The sequence below is a fragment of the Saccharopolyspora gloriosae genome (assembly GCF_022828475.1).
Taxonomy (GTDB): Bacteria; Actinomycetota; Actinomycetes; order Mycobacteriales; family Pseudonocardiaceae; genus Saccharopolyspora_C; species Saccharopolyspora_C gloriosae_A.
Map to the genome: position 1 here is coordinate 4,987,618 of NZ_CP059557.1, position 22,840 is coordinate 5,010,457.

Here is a 22,840-nt window from a genome sequence, read left to right on the forward strand (position 1 = left end):
CCCCGCGCCCTGGGGCGGGCCGCGGCCGGTTGTCCCACTCGCCCCACACCCCCTGGTGCGCCGTCGGCGACGACCGGCCGCCGGCCGCAGCAGCGCACGGCGTCCACCCCGCTGCCCGCGGGGCAGCACTAGGTAGCCGACGACCAGGGCAGCCTGTGCTCCTCGGGCTCGTGCCGCCCGACGTAGATCGTCACGTCGACCCCGGCCTCTTGGCAGGCCAGGCACGTCCAGGTGCGATGCCCGCTCCCACTGGCGCCGGCACAAACGCAGGGATGCCAACCGACCAGCACCCGACCCCCGGTCAGCAGGTGCCCGTGCGGGCACATCGGCGTTTTTCGAACACACGTTCATAATGCAAGAAGATCATCTTCTGATCAATTTCGAGATCACGACCTGATTGAACAGCAAGCCTGTGCGCTGCAGTGCTAGTCAGACGCTGTTCCGTTGCTGTCACCTCAACCAGGCGGAGAGACGGAACAAGAAAAAGGATCTTGAGAAGTTTCCGGGGCGATCTTGAACAGGGCCACCGCGCAGCCATTGGCGCCCCGCCAACCGGCGCGACTGTCGATCTCCATCGAGTCCTCTCAAGATCAACAAGCGCCTTGGTGGAACCGGAGATGCCAGTGACGCTGGGTGTCAGTTCCGGTTGAGGGATGGCGGGAAATTTCTTGGGCGGGCGGTGACCGATCGGGGCCGTTTTTTCGGACTTCAGGGGTGTCCTTGGCAAGACCGACCGATCACCGGAGTACGCGATGTCTGCCCTCCCGCTCCCGGAGGTACCGCCCCCTGACACCCCGACTGCCACGGGTTGAACCCCTGCGTCGGGTCGGTCCGAGCACCCCACCGCGAACCCACCGGCCCGCCGGCGTCGGCGACGGTGCGACTGTGTCTCGTCGACCCCGCCGCGGACACCGACGAGATCGTCACCGCCGCAGTTTCGATGATCACTACGGCCTACACCGCGCCTGGCGACCGGATCATGCTCGCCGACGGCGAGGCCCCCGCGACGGGTTCGAGCCGGACGCGTCGGGACCGACTCGTGGAGTCCGTCCTCCGACTCGGCCGCGGCGCGACCACCGGTCAGCAACTCCGGCCTCACAGCGATCACGAGTACCCCGCGGCGGGTGGGGGTCTGCCCGGCGCCCCGCGGTCCGGGTCCGGACTCGGCCCCCCGCCCGGCGACGCGACCGAGCCGGTCGCGAACCCGACGGACCGGCAGCCCTCGGCGAGCCGTCCGGTCCGGGTTCCGACGACTTCGAGTTGATCATCGCGGGCTGGTCCGACCACCCCGCAGACCCGTTCGCGATGGCCGACTTCACGCCCGCTCTGGCTCCCGCAGGCACCGTCGTCGTACTCACGCACAGTAGCGATCAGCGTCAAGCGCGAGTCGGCCATTCAGGGCAGTTGTCGCGGGCCGCAGCGCTGGCCGGATTGATCTTGACCGACCGGCTGATCCTGGCCCACCAACCCCCGTCGACCCCTCGGCCGGCGACCCGGCGCAGCCTCCGGGTGATCGCCCTCGGCGGCCACCGCCGCATCCACACCGTCGCCAGCGTCTTCCGCCGTTCGACCCTGTCCCTGGAGGTCCGCCATGCCTAAGACCCTCCTGCGCCCCGGCAGCGTCTGGGACACCGGCAGTGCCACCCCAGCCCGGCAAATCGCGGATCGGTATGTCGGGGCCACCCACGCCGACACCGCGCTGACCCCGGAGGTCGCGCGGCAGATCATCACCACCTACACCGCCCCTGGCGACACCGTCTGCGACCCCAACCCGGGACCGGGACTGGTCCTGGCCGAAGCCCTCCGGGCGGGCCGGGACGCACTTGGCCTGCCCACCGAGCCCCGGTGGGAATCCGCCTTGGAAGCCAACCTCGACCTCGCTCGCCTCGCCGGCCCGGTCGGCACCCCGACTCTGCTGGACAGCGTCGACGACCCCCGTGCCGCCGAGCTGCCCGGCGCCGTCGACCTCGTGCTCACCGGCCTGCGGCACACCCCGTCCAGCGACCCCAGCCGTGTGCTGGTCGGGCTGTATGAGGACCTGGACGCCGTCGCCGACTGGGTCTGGCCCGGCGGGCACATCGTCATCACCTCCCGGCCCTGGCGCCGACACGGGCGCCTGCTCGACCTGCCCGGCAAAATCCACGATGCCGCCGACGCGATCGGCCTCGTCCCCGCCGACCACTGCATCGCCTTGACCGCACCCATCCGAGGAAACCGGGTACGCCCGAGAATCGTCAGCCGCGCGGGAGACCTCCCGGAAAGCACCGACATTCACGACCATCCCATCGCGCTGTCGGCTCATCTTGACGTGCTGGTTTTCCGGCTCCCCACAAACGCACGTCGCGAAGAATTTCCGCAGCGAGGTGTCGCGTGAACAGTCTCTACTATCATGACGACACCATCGAATTGCACGTCGGCGATGCACTTCAGGTCATGGAATCCATTCCCAGTTCCTCGGCGGACTGCGTCGTCACCTCGCCACCACATTGGGGACTGCGTGATTACGGCACCGCGATCTGGATCGGCGGAAACCCGGAGTGCCGGCACACCCTGGGAACAACACCCCATCACCGTCGGACCACCAAGAAACGCACTTCCTCGCGACTGCGCTCCAGCGTGAACAAGCACTGCAGGAAGTGCGGCGCTATTGCGCACGATCGGCAATACGGCCTTGAGTCGACGATCGATGACTACGTTGGTCGTCTGCGGCAGGTGAGCGCGGAAGTCTGGCGCCTGCTGACTCCTCGGGGAACGTACTGGCTCAATCTCCGAGACGGTTTCAGCTACCACAACAGCGGCACGGGGAGCACGCGCAAAATAGCAAGCGAAGAGGCACCCTCGGTCGTTCGCCACAAAAGTCTCATGGGAATTCCGTGGCGGGTCGCTCTCACTTTGCAACAAGACGGGTGGATCATTCGTAACGCGATGGTCTGGCACAAGCCCAACGGCATACCGGACCCGGCATCGGATCGGTTTTCCTCGCGCTACGAGATGGTTTTCCTCTTGGTGAAGCAGCCGGACTATTACTTCGACGCAGCTCGCGCGCTCGAACCGTTGTCGCAGAACCGTCCGGAGCATCGGAAGAATCATCGCGGGGGAAACAAGCCGCACACGGTCCGGTCCCCGTGGCACCCGCGGGGAGCCGGGAAGAACGTCGGCGATGTCTGGTCGATATCCACGCGACCGCTGCCGGATGCGCACTGCGCTCCGTTTCCGATCGACCTTCCGCAGCGTTGTATCGCGGTCGGCTGCCCTGAAGAAGGCAGCGTCCTCGACCCCTTCTCCGGAGCGGGAACCACCGGCCTCGCCGCCCGACAATTGGGCCGGTCTTTCCAGGGAATCGACCTGCGGGCGGACTACCACGACATCTTCCTGCGGCGACTTCGGCACCAGAGCAGGCGCATCGAGGTCACCAACGAAACAAATCCAGGAGCCAACGTTGCGTAAGAACCAGTTCGGCGCCGCTGGCAACGCGGGCTTTCCTCCAGCACGACGGCGTGACCGAAACGCCGTGCAGCGGTGCGTGATAGGGCAGTCACGATTCGATCCCGTCCGCCGGCGTTACGCTTCCCGCCGCGATGTCGCCCCGGGCCTGGGGCGACCCGGCAGCTTCGGCATGTGCGACCAGCCGACGATCACACGAGGTGAGGACGAAATGAGTCGTGCTCCTCAGCCGAGCGATCACCAGTCCCGGCACGCCGCATGGTCGACGGAAAGGCAGCTCAACGCCGTCCTACCAAGTCTGGCCGAAGGCACCCGCGACGGGGTTGAGGGGACTGCCGCATGAGCACACACGATCCGCTCACCGATGCCGCTGCTGCGGGTGCTGACACGATCTCGGCAGCAGCCGAACTTGCCACGGCAGCTCGTGAACTGGCCGACGCCGTCCGCGCGCTGGCCGAACACGCTCCGCACGACCCCGATGCGTTGCTCACCGCCGAACAGCTCGGAGACCTCCTGCGGCTTTCGCCGCGCACATTGAAGGAGCAGGCAGCAGCCGGGCTCATCCCGCACCGCAGGTTCGGCAAGCACTACCGCTTCAGCCGCGACGACGCCGCAGAAATCGTACGGCTCGCCAGGAAAACTCCCATGCCTCAACGGAGAGGGTTCCGGGCGGCTTGACCCGGGCACCGTGCCCACACAGATGTCCGCCCCGGCACCAGCCGGGGCGGCTTCACAAAAGAGAGCAAGAGCAAGGAAGGAAGTGGTCATGGCCTACGGTCAACGACTGGGCGATGCCCAGGGTGATGGCTGGCGTGCCCGGTACAAGCGCCCCGACGGCACCTGGGGCAGCAAGTCCGGCTTCACGTCGGAAAAGGCAGCCGAGGGCTGGGGCAACGAGCAGGAAGCCCTGATCCGGCGGCACATGTGGATCGACCCCCGCAAAGGCGACACCCCGTTTGAGGACTTCGCGTCGGAGCTGCTGGACTCCATCGGTCCCCGGCTGGAACCGACGACGCTGGCGAAGTACAAGTCCCATCTGAACAACCAGCTGCTGCCACAGTGGTCCGCGTGGCCGTTGATCGGGATCTTCAACAGTTACCTGGAGATCGAGAAGTGGGTCTCCGAGCTGCATGAGGACTACGCCGAGTCCACGGTGTCGTCGGTGTTCGCGACGTTCTCAACGTTCCTCAACATGGCCTTCCGTGCTCAGTACATCCCGGCCAACCCGTGCTCGGGTATCCGGGTGACCTCGGGCGAGTTCGCGCCGGACCGCCTCGTCGCCACCCCCGTGCAGGTGCTGCGTGCGGCCATGCGGCTGTACCACTCGGCTGGTCCGGCGGGCTTCGCCATCGCCGTGGTGGACGCCTACACCGGAGCGCGCTGGAGCGAGCTGGCCGGTCAGCAGCGGCACGAGTACAACCGCGAGCGCCGGGCGATCCGGATCGAAGAACCGTTGAAGGAGATCGGAGGGAAGCTGTTCAAAGGCGGCCGACGCATCGGTCCCGGTGGCGTCATCGCCGACGGCGGCCCGAGTCCCGCGAAGCGGAAGACCTCACGACCGGGCAAGGGGAAGAAGAAGGGACGCACGAAAACCCCTGCCAGCACCCGGGACGTCCTGCTTCCCCCAAGCATCGCCGTGCTCTACGAGGCGCTGATGGACTCCCATCGCCACCCGTTCCTCTTCTGCACACCCGACGGGAACCTCCTGCGGAGGTCGAACTTCCGCCAGCGTCACTGGCGCCCGGCCTGGGACGGCATCGAGCCCGACGACCCGCAGGCCGAGGATCACGTCCCGGCAATCCTGATGTGGTTCACCTTCCACGAAGGACGGCACACCCACAGCACGTGGCTAACCGAAGACGGGGTGTCCGAGGTGGCACGCCGCGCCCGACTCGGACAGAAGATGAAGGGCATCGCCCGGGTCTACGATCACGTGACCCCGGAGATGGAACAACAAGTGCTCGAAGTGCTGGAAGCCCGGTGGGCGGCCTCCGTGGCGGCGCTGACCGCCGCCGAGCGCGCCCAACTCATGATGTGGTTCCCGCGCCTGCGGGACACCCTTGAAACCAGCAATGGCGAACCCGTTCAAGATCGCATCGCCATTTCATCGCCATTTGCAAGCTGACAGCGAGCCCGCCCCATAGGAGGAGCAGGGCCGCTGACCTGCATGAAAACTTTGGTGCGCGATACTGGGATTGAACCAGTGACCTCTACCGTGTCAAGGTAGCGCTCTCCCGCTGAGCTAATCGCGCGAGGCGGAGGCGGGAATCGAACCCGCGTACAGGGCTTTGCAGGCCCTTGCCTAAGCCACTCGGCCACTCCGCCGCGTTGGGCAATCTCTGGACCGAACACTCAAGCCACCGGGTGCCGATACCCGGAAACCCGAGATCGACCCGATTGGTTTCCCAGAGCGGATGACGGGACTCGAACCCGCGACCCTCACCTTGGCAAGGTGATGCGCTACCAGCTGCGCTACATCCGCCTGCACTGCGGTGATTGCTCCGGCTCGGCTCCGGAGTCACCGCTGCGTTGCACAGAGAACTTTAAACCACGCCGAACTCGACGATCAAAGGGGGGGCGATCGTCGGCCGCGCGGCCCATGCCGAGCCCGGCCGCCCTGGTGAGAGCGGCGCGTCAGGACAGGTCGTGCGGAAGCAGCCGAGTCAGCGCGTCGTCCACGTTGACCCACAGGTTCTCGTTGCCCGGCACCACGACGTCGTACGTGCGGTCCAGGAAGTCCGCCAGCTCTTGCGCCGAGGCCTCGAACACCGCGTGGCCGGAAGGCGAGCTGAGCTCGATCGCGACGACCTCGGGATCGTCGACCGCGGGCCGGATGCTCACATCCCCCTCGCCGGCGTGCGCGATCAGGCCGTCCGCGAGCAGGTCGCGGGCGAACACCCACTCGACCCAACCGGCACGGCCGGTGCGGAACGCGGCGACCACGGCGTACGGGTCGCGGGTGTCGTAGCGCAGTTCGACCTGGACGGGCACCGCCGGTGTCTGCGGAGCCAGCAGATCGAACACCGCCGTCGAACGGAGTGTCACGTGATCGTTTCGCATCGTCCTCGCCTTCCTAACTCCCTCCCGGTCCGCTTATCGACCGAGCAACACAGTTGTGACGCCTATGCGGGGTCATATGCTCGCCACCAGGCTCTACATCACCCGGTCGGGGCATACTGAACTTCGTAACGCGATCGGAAAACTGCGCAGAGTGGTCACATCGCACCCCCGACCGACATCGGCCCGACTCTTCGAAGCTGGCGTTCGGCGCCGGCAGAAGCGAGACCGAGCCATCCCCACAGCGTCTCCGACAGCGCCAACGAGCTCGCCCCCTGCCACCGCCGGACACCACTCGAGGATAGGCGATAGACCTGCGTCCATATGGGTTTCAACGGACAGAGCTGAGACACTCGCCACGAGCATTCGCCGAGACGGACTAACCCGGACATCCGGACGCGCAACCGCACACGCCTGGCCGCCACCCGGTCGAGGAGAGCGGTGCCACAGTGTGACCAGGCTCGAAAGGTCACGCTCGATCTCGGCGCCACAACTGTGAAAAACCGACTCATGACGCACGTCACATTTTGTCGGACGTTGCAACCCTTCTTCGCACGTGCTCCGCCGAGCCGGTCCCGAGCAGGGCCGTATCCTTTGCCCCGTAACAAGGTGCCGCACCTCACTAGCGAGCACGGGCCGGCGGGCACGCTGATCACGACGCCGCAGGACAGCAGCACCCCGAACGACAGCACGTGGCAGGTGGACTCTGAGCAGGACAGCCGAACCGGGACCGGAGAAGATCGACATGGCCTCGGACGACGATGCCCCGCGGCCCCGCCGCCGGTTGCACAAGCTCCGGCGAGCAGTGCGCGCCCGCCGTGAACGCATCCGGCGCAACCCCACGCTGAACATGACCTACCGGGTGGCACTCGGAGGCTTCGGAACCCTCATCCTCATCCTCGGAATCATCGCGATCCCGTACCCCGGCCCCGGCTGGCTCATCGTGTTCGCCGGCCTCGGCATCCTCGCCACCGAGTTCCACTGGGCGCACCGCGTCAACATGTTCACCAGGCGGCACTACCACCGCTGGGTCAGCTGGCTCGGCAGGCAGCACTGGACGGTCAAGCTCGGCATCGCCGCCCTGACCGGCATCATCGTGGTCGTGACGCTGTGGTTGCTCGGCATGTACGCCACAATCGGCAACTGGCTCGGAGTGCGCTGGCCGTGGTTGGCCTCCCCCTGTTCGGTGACTGAAAACGGTGTTGTAGAGTTCTCCATGTCGCCGGGAACGGCGGCACCGGGCGATTAGCTCAGGGGGAGAGCGCTTCGTTCACACCGAAGAGGTCACTGGTTCGATCCCAGTATCGCCCACACTCCGGATATGGCCCTTGACCAGCATGGTCGAGGGCCATATCCGTTTTTGTGCACGGTGATAGCCCTGAATTTCGCCCCACGGTGCCTAACCGGCCTCGGATGCTCCTTTCTCGGGCTCGCCGGACAAAGCGAGGCCGGATGAGCCCTGCGGCCTCATCAGCGGTGCTGCGGTCCAGCTCCGGTACATCCTCGGAGTCAGTGTCCAAAGTGAAGGCCACAGCGGATACCCGAGCCGTCTTGTCCAGCTCGCCGCTGATCGGCACAGACGCCCGCGAGCGTCCCATTTCCTTGAGCCGTAACGCTTCCACCGGAATGCGGATGCTTGTCGAGGTCGGTCCGGGTGTGGCTTGACCGTCGAGCTCTGCGGGAAAAACGAGAGGCAGGGTCGGCGGGCTGGGCGTGTTCGCCGTCGGTGTGGGATCTCGGCGTCAAGGCTCCCTCGTCGTCTTAGTTCAGTTCGGCGCCCGCGCTTCCCGGGTCATCAGATCGGTCAGCGCACGCCGGACTGTCGTCGGCGGGCGTCGACGAACACAGCGATCGAGATCGTCCCGATGCGTTCGGGCCTGGATGGCGCGGCGCTGTCCTGCCCAGGCTGGTGGACCTCGCGAGTTCGACTGATCGAACGCTCCTGGCTCGGCTGGTTTCGAGGTCGCGATACCGAGTTGGGCCGGAGGCGCTTACTGCCGGTCGTGGCGTGAGTGGATGTGGCGCCAGGCGAAGTGGACGGCCGCTGTTGCTCCCACTGCTGCGCCGGCCCAGCACAATGCCGTCGTCCATGCGGCGATGTCTTGGGTGAGTGAGAACAGGCTGATCGCGATCAGGGCTATGGCGGACCAGAATCGTTGTCCGTAGGTACGGGCGTGACGATCAGCCGGTCGCGGGTCTCGTCGCACTTGCACACCTTCCGTCGCGGCTGCCCAGAGGTCAGTGATCGCCTGCTTTTTCGTGCGCGTCCAACCGGGCCAGCAGGGATTCGAGTGCCGTCATGCGGCGGCCCTGTCGCCTGCCCTCGACGAGGCAGTGGCGCATCGATTCGACGTCCTGCGTGCGGACTTTGCCGCCGTGGTGGACGCGGTTGAAGGCCTGGTAGTCCAGCGGCAACATGTCGCGTTCGGATTTCCGGTGCACCTGTTCGGTGACGCGCGGTCCCATGAACGCGGCCATCAGCCTGCCCCCCAGCCGTGCTGCGGCAGCGTCAAGATCTCGCGTTGCGCGTCGCAGGCTAGGCGCCAGAGTTCCTTGTTCTTCGCGACGGTGGCGAAATCGGCCCAGCCCATCAATTCGCAGGCCCCGTAAACCGGGAAGGCGACCTTGGAGAAGATGTCGTCCATGGGCCGGCTCATCAGGGTGCAGCGGGATTCGCCCGAGCTGTTGTAGAGCTCGGCGAACCGCTTCGCGGCGGCGGGGTTTCCCGATTCGAGGCGGAAACCGAGCTTTCCCGGGGAGTGGCGGTAGCAGGCGGTGGACTCCGCGATGCGGGCCGGATCCGTCGGTGGGTGCACCGGCAGCTCCGCCGAGGACTGGTGGCTGAGCATGCCGAGGAAGCCGTGCAGCAACCGATCGTCCGCGATCCCCAGTTCCCGCAAGTGGTGTTCGCGGACTCCGACTCCGAAACCGCACATGATGACGATCGCGTCCGAGTCCCGGATGGCGTCTCCGAGGCCGCGCAGCATCGCGGTGCCCTGCTCGGTGCGGGCGGTGTGACCGTCGAGCGTGATCAGGACGAAGTTGAAGCTCCGGCCCGCCAGTTCCGCGGCGTCCTCGACCACGTCGTAGCCGTCGAGGGTGCGCAGCGAGGCGTCGTCGTAGCAGTAGAGCCGCTGCGGGAATTCGACCGCGGGCTTCCGGCCCGGCCGGACCAGGAAGGTGAGCTCCGCACCGGCCAGGCGGAGGTGGTAGCCGACGGGGAGTCCCGTCGCGCCGGCACCGACGATCAGGACGGCGGGTTCGCTCATGGTGTGCCTCTTGGTCGGGTTCGGGGATCGATCAACTGTGCCACTTCGGCCGCGCCCACCGGTCAGCACTCGGACGGTTGGGCGGCCAGCGGCGCGGTGTGGGCGCATCCCGAGGGGAAACCGATTCAAGTTGGGCATCACAGAATGCGAAACAAGTCTTGGACGGGATCGGTCGCGGCTTCCTAGTCTCGAGTCCAATCGCATTCCGTTACCAGTCGGAGGAACGCACATGCCCGCCGCCGCTCCCCTCGAGCTCGCTCAACGCCTCGGTTCCAGGTTGCTGTCCTTCCCGGTCACCCACTTCACCCCCGATCTCGCGTTCGACGAGGCCGCCTACCGGGACAACATCGCCCGGCTCGCCAAGTACGACGTGGCCGGTCTGTTCGCGGCCGGTGGCACCGGTGAGTTCTTCTCGTTGACTCCGAGTGAGGTGGGCCGGGTCGTGCGCGCCGCCGTCGAGAGCGCGCCCGCGAGCACCCCGGTCATCGCCCCGGCCGGGCAGGGCACCGCGCAAGCCGTCGCCTTCGCCGAGGACGCCGAGGCAGCCGGAGCGGACGGGTTGCTGCTGTTCCCGCCCTACCTGACCGAGGCGTCCACGGCCGGGCTCGTCGCGCACGTGCGCGCGGTGTGCGCGGCGACCTCGCTCGGCGTGGTGATCTACAACAGGGCCAACGCCATCTACTCGCAGGACGCCGTGGCCGAGCTCGCCGAGAGCTGCCCGAACCTGGTCGGGTTCAAGGACGGCGTCGGGGATCTTGAGGCCATCACCCGGATCCACTCACGGCTCGGTGACCGCCTGGTCTACATCGGCGGGCTGCCCACCGCGGAGACCTTCGCGCTGCCCTATCTCGAACTCGGCGTCACCACGTACAGCTCGGCGATCTTCAACTTCCTGCCCGAATTCGCGCTGGCCTTCTACGCGGCGGTGCGGGCGGGCGATCGGGCGACCGTGCGGCGACTGCTCAACGAGGTGGTCATGCCCTACACCGCGATCCGGGATCGCAGTCCGGGCTACGCGGTCAGCATCGTCAAGGCCGGGCTGGAGCTGACCGGGCATTCGGCGGGGCCGGTCCGGCCGCCGCTGACGGACTTGGACGAGCAGGAACGTGCACTGCTGTCCGAGGTGATCGCGGTGTCGCGCTCCCTCGTGCCCTGAGCCGCGGCAGGCGCGGCCGGGCATCAACGCCGATCGCCCGGCCGCATCGCCGACCCGCCGCCGAGCGCCGTTCGTTCGCGCACCTTCCAACGATGTGAGGAACGCATGACTCCAACCCCGCCATCGAGGGCCGCCGGACCGGAGAGTCCGCCGGTCGCCGACCACCGATCCCCGGACGTGGCCGCTCCCGGCCTCGAACCCGGGAGAGGCGCACCGGTTACCGACGTCTCGCCACCGCGCCGCCGCGGACCGGACCGGGAGTCCGTGATCGCCGCGCTCAAGGCCGTCGTGGGAATCATCGGGCTGTTCGCGGTGTGGGAGATCGCCGTGCGGGTGTTCGACCCGCCGGAATACCTGATGGTCGGCCCGATCTCCGCGTTCGTCGAGCTGGCCGAACGCCCCGGCTACTTCGCGGAGAACACGTTCATCACGTTGCAGGAGGCGTTGGCCGGGTTCGCGCTCGGTACCGCGCTGGGCGTGCTGTGCGGGGCGGCGCTGCACTACTCGACGACGGTCCGGAGCTTCCTGTATCCGGCGCTGATCGCGATCGACACGGTTCCGAAGGTCGCGCTGGCGCCACTGTTCATCGTCTGGTTCGGCTTCGGTTTCGAGTCGAAGGCGTTCGTGGCGATGGCCATCGCCTTCTTCCCGCTCGTGATCAACACCTACGACGGGCTCCGGTCGGTGCCGCACGAGCTGCAGGAACTGGCCCGGATCAACAAGGCCTCGCAGTGGAAGAAGATGACGAAGATCGAGTTCATCCACGCGATCCCGTCGATCCTGTCCGGCGCGAAGATCTCCATCTCGCTCGCCGTCGGCGGTGCGGTCGTGGGTGAGTTCATCGCCGGGTCGAAGGGACTCGGCTACGTGATCATGCTGGCGAACAGCCAGATCGACCTGCCGTCGATGTTCGCGGCGTTCGTCGTGCTCGCGTCGATCGCGCTGGTGCTGTTCTTCCTGGTCGACCTCGCCGGGCGCAAGCTCGTCCCGTGGAAGCAGCACGCGAAATGACGGCGGCGGGTGCGCGCCGGTCGATCCGCCGGACCGTTCTCGCGCTGGGCGCGATCCTCACCTTGCTGGCACTGGTGTCGTGCGGCGCCGACACCGGGCGGGAACGGATGTCGCTGATGCTCGACGTCAGCTGGCTGCCGAAGCACGCGCCGTTCGTCTCGGCCGTCGAACGCGGCTTCTTCCGCGCCGAGGGCATCGACCTGGAGGTCATGCCGGGATCCGGGTCCGCCAACACGGTCACCGCGGTGGACACCGGCAAGGTCGACTTCGGGTGGGCCGATTACGGCTCGTCCGTGCTGAACCAGGGCCGGGGTGCCGACGTCAAGCAGGTCAACCTGGTGCAGGCGCGTTCCGCCTACGCGGTCGTCGCGCTGGCCGGTACCGGCATCGACGACTGGTCCGACCTCAAGGGCAGGACCGTCGCCACCGAAGCCACCGGCGCGATGACCGCGATGTGGCCGTACGCGTTGAGCAAGCTGGGCTTGTCCGTCGACGACGTGAACGTCGTGCACGCGACCGGTGCCGCGAAGATGCCCGGCCTGGTCGCCGGCCAGTGGGACGCGAACCTCGCCCTCCACGTCTCCGACCAGCCGACGATCGACGCGCTGGGCCGGGAGGCCACCGTCCTGAAGTGGTCCGACCTGGGGATCGACCTGTACGGCAACGGGATCGTGGCCTCCGAGGAGAAGCTGCGGACGAACCCGGACCAGGTGCGGCGGTTCAACCGGGCGATGCAGCGGGGCTTCCTGTGGGCGTGCGAGCACCCGGAGCAGGCGGCGCGGGACTTCGGCGAGGAGGTCAGCGGATACGAGGACCGCACGGTGGTCCTGGCGATCAACGCGCAGTGCGAGCTGAACTGGGGCACCGGCCCCGACGCGGACACCTTCGGCGTCATGGACGACGCGGGCGCCCAGGAAATGATCGACGTCGCGCACCGCTTCCTCGGGATGAGCCCCGACGTGCACCTCACCCCTGCCGACGTCTACAGCAACGACTACCTCGAACCGCTGCACCGCGGTGAACAGATCACGCCGTGATGCCCGGACGGGAGAGCCAGATGAGCCACGAGTACGCGATTTCGGTGAACGACGTCGGCAAGACCTTCCGGTCGCGCGACGGGCAGCACAACACCGTCCTGCGGGGGATGGACTTCCGCGTGCGCCCCGGGGAGTTCGTCTCCATCGTCGGTCAGTCCGGCAGCGGGAAGACGACCCTGCTCAAGACGATCTCCGGCCTCCAGGACCCCACGGAAGGCGAGATCCTGGTGAAGGGGCGCCCGATCAAGGAAGGGCTCGAGGACATCGCGATGGTGTTCCAGAGCCCGGTGCTGCTGCCGTGGCGCAACAACCTCGACAACGTGCTGCTGCCGCTGGAATTCCGCGGCACCCGCGACGCCGCCGCCGAGCGCTACGCCCGGGAGCTGCTGGAAATGGTGGGCCTGGGCGACCGGGCCACGCGGTACTCCTACGAGCTCAGCGGCGGCATGCAGCAGCGCGTCGCCATCTGCCGCGCCCTGGTGTCGCGCCCGGAGCTGCTGCTGATGGACGAACCGTTCGGCGCGCTCGACGCGATGACCCGGGACTCGATGAACTTCGAGATCCAGCGGATCTGGCGCACCACCGGGTGCAGCGTCCTGTTCGTCACGCACAGCATCCCCGAGGCGGTGTGGCTGGCCGACCGGGTCGTTGTGGTCGGGGGCAAACCCGGCCGCATCGTCGCCGACGTCGAGATCGACCTGCCGCGGCCGCGCGGCAAGGAGCACCGGTTCTCCCCTGTCTTCTCCGAGTACGCGACCGAGATCGAGTCGCACATCGGCGTCACCACCGGCATCAGCTGACCCGCTCACGACCCCGGAGGAACACATGTTGCACCTCACCGCGGACGACGCACTGGTCAAGCAGCACTACGGGCTCGATGCCCGGCGCAGCTTGCTGTTCTCCGCGATCCGGCTCGACTCCCATCCGCTCGTCAGCCCGTTGATCGCGGAGCGCGGTGGTGAACGCACCTTGCTGGTCCGCCAGCAGGAGCAGGGCAACGCGCTCTCGGCGGGCGTGCCGAAGGAGCAGATCCGCTTCTACGCCCCGTGGGTGACGATCGATCCGCGGGTCGTCGCCGGCATCCCGGTGGCGGGATCGCTGACCGAGCTCGTCGCGGAGCTCGCCGACGACGGCCGAGTGCACCTCGCCGCGAACGTCGTGCTGGCCCACCATCGGGCGTTCGCCGCATCGGGCGCGCTGGAGGTGACCGTTGATGCGCAGCCCCCGACGCCGGTGGTCGCGCACGAGGTCGACACCACCGCCGTGCTGGCCCGGTTCGCCGAGTGGCGGGCCGGAGGGGCGCAGGTCGCGCGCAGGCTCATCGACGGTGTCGAGCACCTCGACGGGCTCGCCGCGGAACTCCCCGACGGCGAGGACACCCGGTTCACGGCGCTCACCGCGCTGGCCCGCGAGCACGGTCTGGACGCGGTGCTGCTGGCCGCCACCCCCAACCACACCGAGGTCACCGGGCAGGGCCGGCCCGAGAACGCGGTCGCGGTGTGGCTGCCCGGCGCCGAACGCCTCGTCGTGCTCGCACCGGAGGGCACGTCCGGGCTGCCCGGCACCCCGATCGGCCGCCACGCCTCGTTCGGGGCCGCCGTCACCGAGCTGAGCCCGGGCGGGCGCATCGGGGTCGAGGAGGAGTTCATCGGGATCGGCTTCGCCCAGGAGCTGGAGCAGGCGGGCGGTGAGCTCATCGGCATCTCCGCGGCCCTCGGGCACTGGCGCGACGTCCGGGACCGCGAAGACCTCGCCTTCCAGATCATCGCCTCCCGGACCAGCGTGTTCGCGATCGAGGCCGCGCTGGCGTGGGCGGAGCGGGGCATCGAGGACGGCCGGGAGTTCACCGAACTCGACATCTACGCCGTCTACCTCGACAAGATCGTCGAGTTCCGGGACGAGAACGACATCCCGTTCGGCGTCGAGCCGTACTTCACGAACCTGCACTCGTCGAACCGGATGTTGTTCCCCGGACCGCCGGTGGACTTCCCGATCAACCGGGACACCACCTGCATCCAGCTCGACGCGGGCGTGCGGGTCGTGGCGGGCGGCGTCACCGTCGCCACCTCCGACATGGCCCGCTCGCTGCCCCGCACCGAGGGGGCGAAGGAGGCGTACGCGTTCTTCTTCGACGTCGTGCGGGACGGCATCATCGGACAGCTGCGGCCAGGCGTGGTGTGCCAGGACGTGCACGAGGGAACGCTGAAGTACTTGGCGCCGCACCTCGACCGGATGCGCCAGATCGGCGTGCTAGGCACCGAAGTCGACTTCAACACCGAGTACCGCAAGCGCAACGTCGGGCACCTGATGGGCAAGCAGGAGTCGTTCGCGAACGAGCTGCGCCCCGGCTACGAGCACGTCCTGCAGGTCGGTTCGTTCGGTGCCGCGGAGATCCCGTGGCGCTACGACAACGTCGCCATCGGCACCGAAGACCTCTGGTACGTCGGCCGGGACCGCACCTACATCGTGAGCCAGTGGTGAGCGCCGCCATGTCCGACATCCGCAGGCGACTCGCCGAACTGTCCCTGGAACTGCCGGTGCTCGGCCCGCCGAAGTACGCCTACGAGCCCGCCGTGCTGTCCGGGGAGCTGCTGCACGTCTCCGGCCAGATCTCCCGCACACCCGCGGGGGAGGTCCTCGGCGGCCGCCTGGGCGACGACGCGGACGTGCGCGCCGGCGTGACCGCCGCGAGGGTCTGCGCGCTGAACCTGCTGGCGCGCGTCGACGACGCGGTCGGTTTGGAGAACGTCGTGCGGGTGCTCAAGCTCAACGCCTGGGTGACGAGCACCCCGCACGCGATCGACCAGCCGGAAGTGGTCGACGGGGCCTCGCAGCTGTTGATCGACGTGCTCGGCGACGCCGGTCGGCACGCCCGGACCGCCCTGCCCGCGCCGATCCTGCCGCAGGGCGCGCTGGTCGAGATCGACGCGACGGTGTCAGTCCGCACCTGACGAACACGGGCCATCACGTGGCGACCGTGTCACGTGATGGCCCGTTGAGAAGGGGACGGGGCGACCTCGCACCTGTGTGCGGGGCCGCCCCGTTGGGTGGCAAGTACCTGCTGATCAGGTCTCGTTGAACAGCAAACGGAACACGAGGTTGATGAGCACGCTCGTCACCACGCGAACTGCAAACCGCTCAGCGAACTTCTTGCGCTTGGGCCTGTTCTCCTCGTCGGCCATGACCCTGCCCCTTCCACCGTGGGCTCAACCGAGCCCGAGGCCCCGGACCATTTCGGTCCGCGTCGCCCCACATCTGGTGCAGAGACACTGCTCGCAGTATGGGGTCCTTTCAGAATGATCTTGTGATCGTTGTCCTGTCAGCGGCGGAGCCGCTGAGCAGTGACCAGCTCGAGCAAGATGACCACCGGCGGGTTCTCAGCGGCTTCCTCGCGAGGACAGCGATTTCGTGGTGTATGGACATACATGAGAAATCGATCCCGCAGCGAGGAAGCCGCTGAGGTTCCGCTGAGCGACCAGCTACGCAGGCCATTCTGAAAGGGCTTTTAAGTCGCCGGGGTCGGAACGGCTCCAGGGCCGATCAGGTGGTTCAGCAGAGGTCGTAGCGGGGTGTGGTGCGCAGCAGGCCGGAGAGATCGGTGCCCGGGGCGAGGTCGTGCGCCGGTCCACGGCGGGTGAACATGCGGGTCTGCTGAGTGCCGCCCAGCTCGGCGCGCTGGTCGCGGACCCGCAGCCAAGCGCCCTCGCGGAGCCCGAGGACGGGGACGTCGTTGTGCTCCAGGAACTCGGTGAGGCGTTCGTCGCGGGTCTCGCCGCGGTGCGTGCTCGCCGGGTCGGGCGGCTGGTAGTGCGGGTTGATCTGGAAGGGCACCAATCCGAGCGCGGCGAACGAGGCTGGCTGCACGATCGGCATGTCGTTGCTGGTCCGCAGGCTCGGGCAGGCCACGTTGGTGCCCGCGCTGGAACCCAGGTAGGGAACTCCGGCGAGCACCGCGCGCCGCAGCTCCCGGATGAGCCCCTGGCGTTGCAGCGTCGCGAGCAGGCGGAACGTGTTGCCGCCACCGAGGAACACGGCCTCGGCCGCCGCGATGGCGCGCACCGGGTCGGCGGCGCGGTGCAGTCCGTCGACCTTGATGCCGATGGAGCTCAGCACCGAATGCACGGTGCGCGCGTAGTCGTCGAAGTCGCGGCGGGCGTAGGGCACGAACAGCATGCGTTCCCGGCCTGCCATCAGTTCCGTGATCGCGGGCAGCGCGTGCCCCAGGAAACCGGGCGACCCGTGCACTCGCGAACTCGACAGCAGGAGCAGCTGCACCACGGCTCTCCCTCCCCGCGCCCGTGGACCGCAGCGAACCCTACCGTCGGCGCTGGAACGGGTGGGCCGGGACGGGCAGGATGACCGGCATGGCCGAAGACGACGTGACGATCATCGGCGGCGGCATCGTGGGCTTGGCGACGGCGCACGCGCTGCTGCGAGCGGGCACCGGCAGGCGGATCACGGTCCTGGAGAAGGAAACCTCGGTGGGGGCGCACCAGACCGGTCACAACTCCGGAGTCCTCCACAGTGGACTCTATTACCCGCCGGGCAGCGCGAAGGCCCGGTTCGCGCGGGCCGGAGCGGAGGAGATGTACCGGTTCTGCGAGGAGCACGGCGTCCCCGTCCGGCGCATCGGGAAGCTCGTCGTGGCGACCCGGCCCGAGCAGCTGCCACGACTGGCCGAACTCGCCCGGCGCGGCGCGGCCAACGGCGTTCGACTGTCCGAACTGGACGATTCGGGGATCGCCGAGCGGGAACCTCGGGTTCGCGGCTTGCGGGCACTGCTGGTGCCGGATGCGGGCATCACGGATTTCGGCGAAGTGTGCCGAGTGCTCGCCGAACGGCTGGCCGAGCAGGACGTGCGGGTGCTGCGGGGCACCGAGCTGCTCGCCGCTCGGCGGGACGGGGATCGGCTGGTGCTCACCACCACGACCGGCGAGATCCGCACCCGGCTGGCGGTGAACTGCGCGGGACTGCACAGCGACACCGTGGCCGAACTCGCCGGGACCCGGCCCGCCGCGCGGATCCTGCCGTTCCGCGGCGAGTACTACGAGACGACTCCGGCCCGCCACGACCTGGTGCGCGCCCTGGTGTATCCGGTGCCCGATCCGGCGTTCCCGTTCCTCGGCGTGCACTTCACGCGCATGATCGACGGCGGACTGCACGTGGGTCCGAACGCGGTCCCGGCGCTGGCCCGCGAAGGCTACGACTGGCGAACCTGGTCCGCCTCGCACCTGCGGCGACTGCTCGGCGACCCCGGACTGCGTTCACTGGCGAAGCGCTACTGGCGCACCGGCGCGGCGGAGATCGCGCGCTCCGCCGCGAAACCGCTGTTCGTCCGAGCCGCACGCGAACTGCTGCCGCAGCTGCGCGGCGCCGACCTGGTGCCCGCCGCAGCGGGCGTCCGAGCACAGGCAGTGCGCCCGGACGGCACCCTCGTAGACGACTTCCTGGTGCACGAGGACGAACGCTGGATCCACGTCCTCAATGCCCCGTCCCCGGCCGCAACAGCCTCACTGCGCATCGGCACCGACATCGCCGAACGAGTGACCACCCACCTCAGCTGAAAACGACCACACCGCCCGCCGGCGCGAAGCACATCGGTTCATCAGCGGCAGCACCCATGCTTTCCAACGAAGCCGCCCCTGCGGCGATAGCCGAATCCGTACGGCCGAAGGCCGTGCTTGTATGCGCGTCAGCGCATAACCCACGTCGAGAAGGTGACCACCGGCGGGTTCTCAGTGGCCTTCTCGCGAGGACGGCTTTTTCCCTCGTGGCGGAGCCACCAGGGAAAAAGATCCCGCAGCGAGAAGGCCACTGAGGTTCCGCTACCCGACCACCCAAGAAAAACGAGCCGTGGAACTCAGTAGTACCCGCGATCCCGGTAGTCACGGTATTCGCGATACTCACGCTCCCGCTTCTCAGCAGAGTTGATGGCGATCCGGCGCACCACCCCGTGCAGCGCACTGCTGACGATGGTGACGATCAACGCGCCCCAGAACGCCGCCCAGAACCCGTCCACGTGGAACGGCAGGTTCAGCTCCCCGGCGACGTACCCGGAGAGCCAGAACAGCAGCGCGTTCACCACGAGCCCGAACAGCCCGAGCGTGAGCAGGTACAGCAGGCAGCCGAAGGTCTTCGCGATCGGCTTCAGGACCGCGTTGACCACGCCGACCACGATCGCGACCACCAGCAGGGTGACGATCTTCGTCCCGGTGTCGGTGTTCGCGTCGCCGAGCTGGATGCCGGGCAGCAGCGTGGTCGCCCACACGGCGACCGCGGTGATCAGGATGTGCAGCAATACCGTCACGAGATGCCCCTCCCGAGTTCGCCGTTGATCTAGACGGCGAACCGTACCGTTCCGGCGCGAGCCGGTTCCGGCCCGCCGCGAGACCACAAGAAACGCCTGATCAGGCGAATATCTCGTCCGTCAGGTCGCGGATCGCGTCGGCGCGGGCACGCCGCTCGGCCTGTTCGTAGGCGTCCACGAAGCGGAACACGAGTCCTTCGCGCAGCCCCCACGGGCACAGGTCCAGCTCGTCCACGCCGATGGCGCGCAGCAGCGCGTCGGCGGCGACCGCTCCGGCCAGGATGCGCCGGGCTCTGCTGCGGGACACGCCGGGCAGCTTGGCCCGTTCGGCTTGGCCGAGCGCGGCGAGCTGGGGAATCCACCGCTTCAGGTTCTCCCGCGCCAGGTTGTCGGGGTGCCGCACCAGGCGCTTCTCGGAGCTCGCGGCGAGCACGGCCAGCTGCCGCAGCACCTTCGACTGCGCGACGGTGTGGCCGAGGTCCCGTTCGGCGATCCGCGCCAGCGCGGGCGGGGCGAGCCGCTCCACCGCCGCGCGCAGCGCCTCGACCTGGTCGGGCGGCGGCGGGTCGGTGGGCAGGTATTCGCGGGTGAGCCGGGCCGCGCCCATCGGCAGCGACACCACCTGGTCCGGGGTCTGCCCCGATCCGGTGGCGACTTCGGCGGTACCGCCGCCGATGTCCACGGTGGTCAGCGGCGTGCCGTTCTTGCCGTGCCAGCGGCGGGCGGCGTGGAAGCAGAGCGCGGCTTCGGCGTGCGGGGTCATCGATCCGATGCGGGTGCCCGCCGCGATGGTGAGGCGCTCCCGGAGTTCGGCGCCGTTCTTGGCGTCGCGCACGGCGGCGGTCCCGAAGGCCACCAGCGGCCCGCGCAGTTCCGTTCCGACGGCGCGCACGCAGTCCTCGACGGCGCGCACGGCCCGCGCCATGCCCTCTTCGGTCACCGAGCCATCGGCACGGGTGTGCTCGGCGAGGCGGGTGCGCGCCTTGTGGCTCCAGGTGGCGCGCGGCAGGCGCCCGCGGTCGAGGTCGACCAGTTCCAGGCGTGCCGCAGTGGAACCGATGTCCAGAAGTCCGAGCCTCATACCACCCTCACGTGTAGTCCTGACGGGCCGTCGCGCCGTACGGCGAACACCTGGGAGCAGCAATCCAGAACCATCGACATGTCCGAATCATGCCGTACGCACAGGGTTTGTTCATCGCCCGTTCGGATTTTCTTGATCCGTAATTGATGTCACTCCTCTACTTAGCACTACCGGTGTCACACGAGCGGTGTTAAAAAAAGGGGGTCCCGAGACCGTGCTACCCGGCGGTAACATCGGGGTGACCCGGCGACGCGGCTGGTACGCGATGGGCGCGGCCGCTCGCTCGCCAGCGACGGAGAGGACCACCATGCGCATCGGGATGCCGCTGAACTACAGCGGGGGCTTCAAAGAAACCGTGGACGAACTGGCGACCTACGAGAAGGCCGGGCTGGACATCGTCTACGTAGCCGAAGCCTACTCGTTCGACGCGGTCAGCCAGATGGGCTTCATCGCCGCCCGCACCGAGCGGCTCGAGGTCGCCTCCGGAATTCTGCAGATCTACACCCGTACGCCCACCCTCACCGCCATGACCGCCGCGGGACTGGACTTCGTCTCCAACGGCCGCTTCACCCTGGGCATCGGCGCCTCCGGGCCGCAGGTCATCGAAGGGTTCCACGGCGTGCCCTACAACGCGCCGCTGGGCCGGACCCGAGAACTGGTCGACATCTGCCGCCAGGTGTGGCGCCGCGAACGCGTCCAGCACGAGGGCAAGAACTACCAGATTCCGCTGCCCGAAGGTCAGGGCACGGGCCTGGGCAAACCGCTCAAGCTCATCAACCACCCGGTGCGCCCCAACATCCCGATCATGATCGCGGCCATCGGCCCGAAGAACGTCGCCATGGTCGCCGAGATCGGTGACGCCTGGGAGCCGATCTTCTACGTGCCGGAGAAGGCCGGCGAGGTCTGGGGCGAATCGCTGGCCGCGGGCAAGGCCAAGCGCAACCCCGAACTGGGCGAGCTCGACGTCGTCGGCCAGGCCCCGCTGGCCATCGGTGACGACGTCGACGCCCTCGTCGACTCGATGCGCCCGATGCTCGCCCTCTACATCGGCGGCATGGGTGCGAAGGGCAAGAACTTCTACAACGACCTCGCCTGCCGCTACGGCTACGAAGCGGAGGCCGCGGAGATCCAGGACCTCTACCTGGCGGGCAAGAAGGACGAGGCCGCGGCGAAGGTGCCCGACGACCTCGTCGCCAAGAGCACCCTCATCGGCTCCGAGGGCCACGTGCGGGAGCGGCTCGCGGCGTTCAAGGAGTCCGGCGTGACCACGATGAACGTCACTCCCCTCGCGGGCAGCTTCGAGGAGCGCACCACGCTCATCGAGAAGATCCGCAAGATCGCCGACGAGATCTGATCCGCTTGGCGGCCGGGCGCGTCACCGCGCCCGGCCATCGGCGAGGCCGGACCACCGCTCGCGTCGAGCTCAGCCGACGATCACCCGGATCGGCGCACCGTCCAAGTAGGCGCGGACGTCCTCGACGGTCTCCGCGTAGAACGCCTCGTAGGTGCCCTTCGTGACGTACCCGATGTGCGGGGTGAGCACGGTGCGCGGCGTGCCGCGCCACGGGTCGTCGGCGGGCAGCGGCTCCTGCGCGTAGACGTCGATGCCGGCACCGGCGATCCGCCCCGCGTGCAGCGCCTCGCGCAGCGCGGCCTCGTCCACGATCGGCCCGCGGGAGGTGTTCACCAGGTACGCCGTGGGCCGCATCAGCTCCAGCTCCGCCGCGCCGACCAGGCCTCGGGTGCGCTTGCTGAGCACCGTGTGGATGGTGAGCACATCGGCTTCGCGGAACAGGTCCTGCTTGCTCACCCGGCGCGCTCCCGCGGCGGACGCGGCCTCCTCGGTGAGGTTCTCGCTCCACGCGACGACGTCCATGCCGAAGGTCCTTGCGACCTTCGCGACCTGACTGCCGAGCCTGCCGAGCCCGAGTACGCCCAGCGTCCGCCCCGCCAGTTCGAACCCGACACCGCGCTGCCAGCCGCCCTCGCGGATCGACTTGTCCTGCAGCGGGATGTCCCGGGTGACGGCGAAGATCAAACCCCAGGTGAGCTCGGCCGTCGGCCCCCACGCCTGGTGCGGGGCCGATCCGTTTCCGGTCCCGCAGACCGTGATGCCGAGGTCGGCGGCGGCGTCCAGGTCGATCGCCGCGTTCCGCATGCCGGTGGTGACCAGCAGCTTCAGCTTCGGCAACGCGGCGAGCAGGCCGCGCGGGAACGGGGTTCGTTCCCGCATCGCCGCGATCACGTCGAACGATTCGAGCCGTCGCACCAGCTCGTCGTGATCGGTGACGGTGTCGTTGAACACTTCGACCTCGGCCGCCAGCGAATCCCAGTCCGCGTACTCCCGCGCGACACCCTGGTAGTCATCGAGCACGGCGATGCGCATGCACTCCTCCTTCAGCGTTCGGCCGAGACGATCATAAATCGATCAGCCGTGGCCAACGGTCCGACGAAACCTCGCAAAAGCCCCTTTCTGCC

Annotated in this window: 21 protein-coding genes and 4 tRNA genes; 15 read left to right on the top strand and 10 right to left on the bottom strand. The window is 68.2% G+C overall.

Annotation, left to right across the window (positions count from 1 at the left end):
• Nucleotides 1-1,260 precede the first annotated feature (1,260 nt).
• The 5 genes from H2Q94_RS21680 (at nucleotide 1,261) to H2Q94_RS21700 (ending at nucleotide 5,569) form a co-directional block, all read left to right on the top strand.
• Entirely contained in the window at nucleotides 1,261-1,599 is a 339-nt protein-coding gene (locus H2Q94_RS21680) for a hypothetical protein (protein ID WP_243789031.1), read from the top strand.
• Nucleotides 1,592-2,374: a TRM11 family methyltransferase gene (locus H2Q94_RS21685; protein WP_243789032.1), complete on the top strand. Its 783-nt coding sequence runs from the start codon at nucleotides 1,592-1,594 to the stop codon at nucleotides 2,372-2,374. Before H2Q94_RS21680 ends, H2Q94_RS21685 begins: the two co-directional genes overlap by 8 nt.
• Nucleotides 2,371-3,447: a DNA-methyltransferase gene (locus H2Q94_RS21690; RefSeq protein WP_243789033.1), complete on the top strand. Its 1,077-nt coding sequence runs from the start codon at nucleotides 2,371-2,373 to the stop codon at nucleotides 3,445-3,447. The genes H2Q94_RS21685 and H2Q94_RS21690 overlap by 4 nt, the downstream gene beginning before the upstream one ends.
• Before the next feature lie 336 nt (nucleotides 3,448-3,783).
• Nucleotides 3,784-4,122 (top strand): helix-turn-helix domain-containing protein, encoded by a 339-nt coding sequence (locus tag H2Q94_RS21695; RefSeq protein WP_243789034.1) that lies wholly within the window; start codon nucleotides 3,784-3,786, stop codon nucleotides 4,120-4,122.
• A gap of 22 nt (nucleotides 4,123-4,144) precedes the next feature.
• A complete protein-coding gene (locus tag H2Q94_RS21700) occupies nucleotides 4,145-5,569 on the top strand; it encodes a tyrosine-type recombinase/integrase (protein ID WP_243789035.1) in 1,425 nt (474 codons plus the stop codon).
• Between the two features lie 52 nt (nucleotides 5,570-5,621).
• On the opposite strand, the gene H2Q94_RS21705 is transcribed toward H2Q94_RS21700, so the two are convergent.
• The 4 genes from H2Q94_RS21705 to H2Q94_RS21720 form a co-directional block, all read right to left on the bottom strand.
• Nucleotides 5,622-5,696: transfer RNA gene (locus tag H2Q94_RS21705), tRNA-Val, on the bottom strand.
• A gap of 1 nt (nucleotide 5,697) precedes the next feature.
• A tRNA-Cys gene (locus tag H2Q94_RS21710) sits at nucleotides 5,698-5,769 on the bottom strand.
• 84 nt (nucleotides 5,770-5,853) lie between these two features.
• Nucleotides 5,854-5,926 (bottom strand) — tRNA-Gly (locus H2Q94_RS21715).
• Between the two features lie 152 nt (nucleotides 5,927-6,078).
• A complete protein-coding gene (locus H2Q94_RS21720; RefSeq protein ID WP_184478055.1) occupies nucleotides 6,079-6,504 on the bottom strand; it encodes an SsgA family sporulation/cell division regulator in 426 nt (141 codons plus the stop codon).
• Nucleotides 6,505-7,246: 742 nt separating this feature from the next.
• Between H2Q94_RS21720 and H2Q94_RS21725 the strand changes: the two genes are divergently transcribed.
• Nucleotides 7,247-7,750 carry a TIGR02611 family protein gene (locus H2Q94_RS21725; protein WP_243789036.1) on the top strand — a complete coding sequence of 168 codons (504 nt, stop codon included), beginning with the start codon at nucleotides 7,247-7,249 and terminating at the stop codon, nucleotides 7,748-7,750.
• Nucleotides 7,741-7,812, top strand: a tRNA-Val gene (locus tag H2Q94_RS21730). The genes H2Q94_RS21725 and H2Q94_RS21730 overlap by 10 nt, the downstream gene beginning before the upstream one ends.
• Nucleotides 7,813-8,739: 927 nt before the next feature.
• Here the strand turns inward: H2Q94_RS21730 and H2Q94_RS21735 are convergent.
• Nucleotides 8,740-8,979, bottom strand: coding sequence for a hypothetical protein (locus H2Q94_RS21735; protein WP_243789037.1), 240 nt, complete (start codon nucleotides 8,977-8,979; stop codon nucleotides 8,740-8,742).
• Nucleotides 8,979-9,770 carry a ketopantoate reductase family protein gene (locus H2Q94_RS21740; protein WP_243789038.1) on the bottom strand — a complete coding sequence of 264 codons (792 nt, stop codon included), beginning with the start codon at nucleotides 9,768-9,770 and terminating at the stop codon, nucleotides 8,979-8,981. The genes H2Q94_RS21735 and H2Q94_RS21740 overlap by 1 nt, the downstream gene beginning before the upstream one ends.
• 229 nt (nucleotides 9,771-9,999) lie before the next feature.
• Here H2Q94_RS21740 and kdgD point away from each other — a divergent pair, with 229 nt between their 5' ends.
• The 6 genes from kdgD to H2Q94_RS21770 all read left to right on the top strand — a co-directional run bounded on the left by kdgD (nucleotide 10,000) and on the right by H2Q94_RS21770 (nucleotide 15,925).
• Nucleotides 10,000-10,926, top strand: a complete 927-nt coding sequence (gene kdgD / locus H2Q94_RS21745; RefSeq protein ID WP_243789039.1) for a 5-dehydro-4-deoxyglucarate dehydratase — start codon at nucleotides 10,000-10,002, stop codon at nucleotides 10,924-10,926.
• 105 nt (nucleotides 10,927-11,031) lie between these two features.
• A complete protein-coding gene (locus tag H2Q94_RS21750; RefSeq protein WP_243789040.1) occupies nucleotides 11,032-11,937 on the top strand; it encodes an ABC transporter permease in 906 nt (301 codons plus the stop codon).
• Nucleotides 11,916-12,974, top strand: a complete 1,059-nt coding sequence (locus tag H2Q94_RS21755) for an ABC transporter substrate-binding protein (RefSeq protein ID WP_243789041.1) — start codon at nucleotides 11,916-11,918, stop codon at nucleotides 12,972-12,974. Before H2Q94_RS21750 ends, H2Q94_RS21755 begins: the two co-directional genes overlap by 22 nt.
• 20 nt (nucleotides 12,975-12,994) lie before the next feature.
• A complete protein-coding gene (locus H2Q94_RS21760) occupies nucleotides 12,995-13,774 on the top strand; it encodes an ABC transporter ATP-binding protein (RefSeq protein ID WP_243789042.1) in 780 nt (259 codons plus the stop codon).
• Nucleotides 13,775-13,799: 25 nt separating this feature from the next.
• Nucleotides 13,800-15,455, top strand: coding sequence for a M24 family metallopeptidase (locus H2Q94_RS21765; protein WP_243789043.1), 1,656 nt, complete (start codon nucleotides 13,800-13,802; stop codon nucleotides 15,453-15,455).
• On the top strand, nucleotides 15,449-15,925 hold the full coding sequence (locus tag H2Q94_RS21770; RefSeq protein ID WP_243789044.1) for a RidA family protein: 477 nt from the start codon (nucleotides 15,449-15,451) through the stop codon (nucleotides 15,923-15,925). The genes H2Q94_RS21765 and H2Q94_RS21770 overlap by 7 nt, the downstream gene beginning before the upstream one ends.
• Before the next feature lie 598 nt (nucleotides 15,926-16,523).
• Here the strand turns inward: H2Q94_RS21770 and pepE are convergent.
• Nucleotides 16,524-17,252, bottom strand: coding sequence for a dipeptidase PepE (gene pepE, locus H2Q94_RS21775; RefSeq protein WP_309501055.1), 729 nt, complete (start codon nucleotides 17,250-17,252; stop codon nucleotides 16,524-16,526).
• Nucleotides 17,253-17,338: 86 nt separating this feature from the next.
• Between pepE and lhgO the strand changes: the two genes are divergently transcribed.
• A complete protein-coding gene (gene lhgO, locus H2Q94_RS21780) occupies nucleotides 17,339-18,538 on the top strand; it encodes an L-2-hydroxyglutarate oxidase (protein WP_309501056.1) in 1,200 nt (399 codons plus the stop codon).
• A gap of 296 nt (nucleotides 18,539-18,834) precedes the next feature.
• On the opposite strand, the gene H2Q94_RS21785 is transcribed toward lhgO, so the two are convergent.
• Together H2Q94_RS21785 and H2Q94_RS21790 are read right to left on the bottom strand one after the other, a co-directional pair.
• Nucleotides 18,835-19,281: a phage holin family protein gene (locus H2Q94_RS21785; RefSeq protein WP_243789046.1), complete on the bottom strand. Its 447-nt coding sequence runs from the start codon at nucleotides 19,279-19,281 to the stop codon at nucleotides 18,835-18,837.
• A 100-nt stretch (nucleotides 19,282-19,381) separates the two neighbouring features.
• Nucleotides 19,382-20,362, bottom strand: coding sequence for a Ppx/GppA phosphatase family protein (locus tag H2Q94_RS21790; RefSeq protein ID WP_243789047.1), 981 nt, complete (start codon nucleotides 20,360-20,362; stop codon nucleotides 19,382-19,384).
• Between the two features lie 307 nt (nucleotides 20,363-20,669).
• On the opposite strand from H2Q94_RS21790, the gene H2Q94_RS21795 reads away from it, so the two are divergent.
• Nucleotides 20,670-21,716, top strand: a complete 1,047-nt coding sequence (locus H2Q94_RS21795) for an LLM class F420-dependent oxidoreductase (protein ID WP_243789048.1) — start codon at nucleotides 20,670-20,672, stop codon at nucleotides 21,714-21,716.
• Nucleotides 21,717-21,785: 69 nt separating this feature from the next.
• Here the strand turns inward: H2Q94_RS21795 and H2Q94_RS21800 are convergent, their stop codons facing one another.
• Entirely contained in the window at nucleotides 21,786-22,748 is a 963-nt protein-coding gene (locus H2Q94_RS21800; protein WP_243789049.1) for a D-2-hydroxyacid dehydrogenase family protein, read from the bottom strand.
• Nucleotides 22,749-22,840 lie beyond the last annotated feature (92 nt).

Coding starts and splice junctions, on each gene's coding strand:
- H2Q94_RS21685 (WP_243789032.1), top strand. CDS start 1,592: ATGCCTAAGACCCTCCTGCGCCCCGGCAGCGTCTGGGACACCGGCAGT.
- H2Q94_RS21695 (WP_243789034.1), top strand. CDS start 3,784: ATGAGCACACACGATCCGCTCACCGATGCCGCTGCTGCGGGTGCTGAC.
- H2Q94_RS21700 (WP_243789035.1), top strand. CDS start 4,145: ATGTCCGCCCCGGCACCAGCCGGGGCGGCTTCACAAAAGAGAGCAAGA.
- H2Q94_RS21720 (WP_184478055.1), bottom strand. CDS start 6,504: ATGCGAAACGATCACGTGACACTCCGTTCGACGGCGGTGTTCGATCTG.
- H2Q94_RS21725 (WP_243789036.1), top strand. CDS start 7,247: ATGGCCTCGGACGACGATGCCCCGCGGCCCCGCCGCCGGTTGCACAAG.
- H2Q94_RS21735 (WP_243789037.1), bottom strand. CDS start 8,979: ATGGCCGCGTTCATGGGACCGCGCGTCACCGAACAGGTGCACCGGAAA.
- H2Q94_RS21740 (WP_243789038.1), bottom strand. CDS start 9,770: ATGAGCGAACCCGCCGTCCTGATCGTCGGTGCCGGCGCGACGGGACTC.
- kdgD (WP_243789039.1), top strand. CDS start 10,000: ATGCCCGCCGCCGCTCCCCTCGAGCTCGCTCAACGCCTCGGTTCCAGG.
- H2Q94_RS21750 (WP_243789040.1), top strand. CDS start 11,032: ATGACTCCAACCCCGCCATCGAGGGCCGCCGGACCGGAGAGTCCGCCG.
- H2Q94_RS21760 (WP_243789042.1), top strand. CDS start 12,995: ATGAGCCACGAGTACGCGATTTCGGTGAACGACGTCGGCAAGACCTTC.
- H2Q94_RS21765 (WP_243789043.1), top strand. CDS start 13,800: ATGTTGCACCTCACCGCGGACGACGCACTGGTCAAGCAGCACTACGGG.
- lhgO (WP_309501056.1), top strand. CDS start 17,339: ATGGCCGAAGACGACGTGACGATCATCGGCGGCGGCATCGTGGGCTTG.
- H2Q94_RS21790 (WP_243789047.1), bottom strand. CDS start 20,362: ATGAGGCTCGGACTTCTGGACATCGGTTCCACTGCGGCACGCCTGGAA.
- H2Q94_RS21795 (WP_243789048.1), top strand. CDS start 20,670: ATGCGCATCGGGATGCCGCTGAACTACAGCGGGGGCTTCAAAGAAACC.
- H2Q94_RS21800 (WP_243789049.1), bottom strand. CDS start 22,748: ATGCGCATCGCCGTGCTCGATGACTACCAGGGTGTCGCGCGGGAGTAC.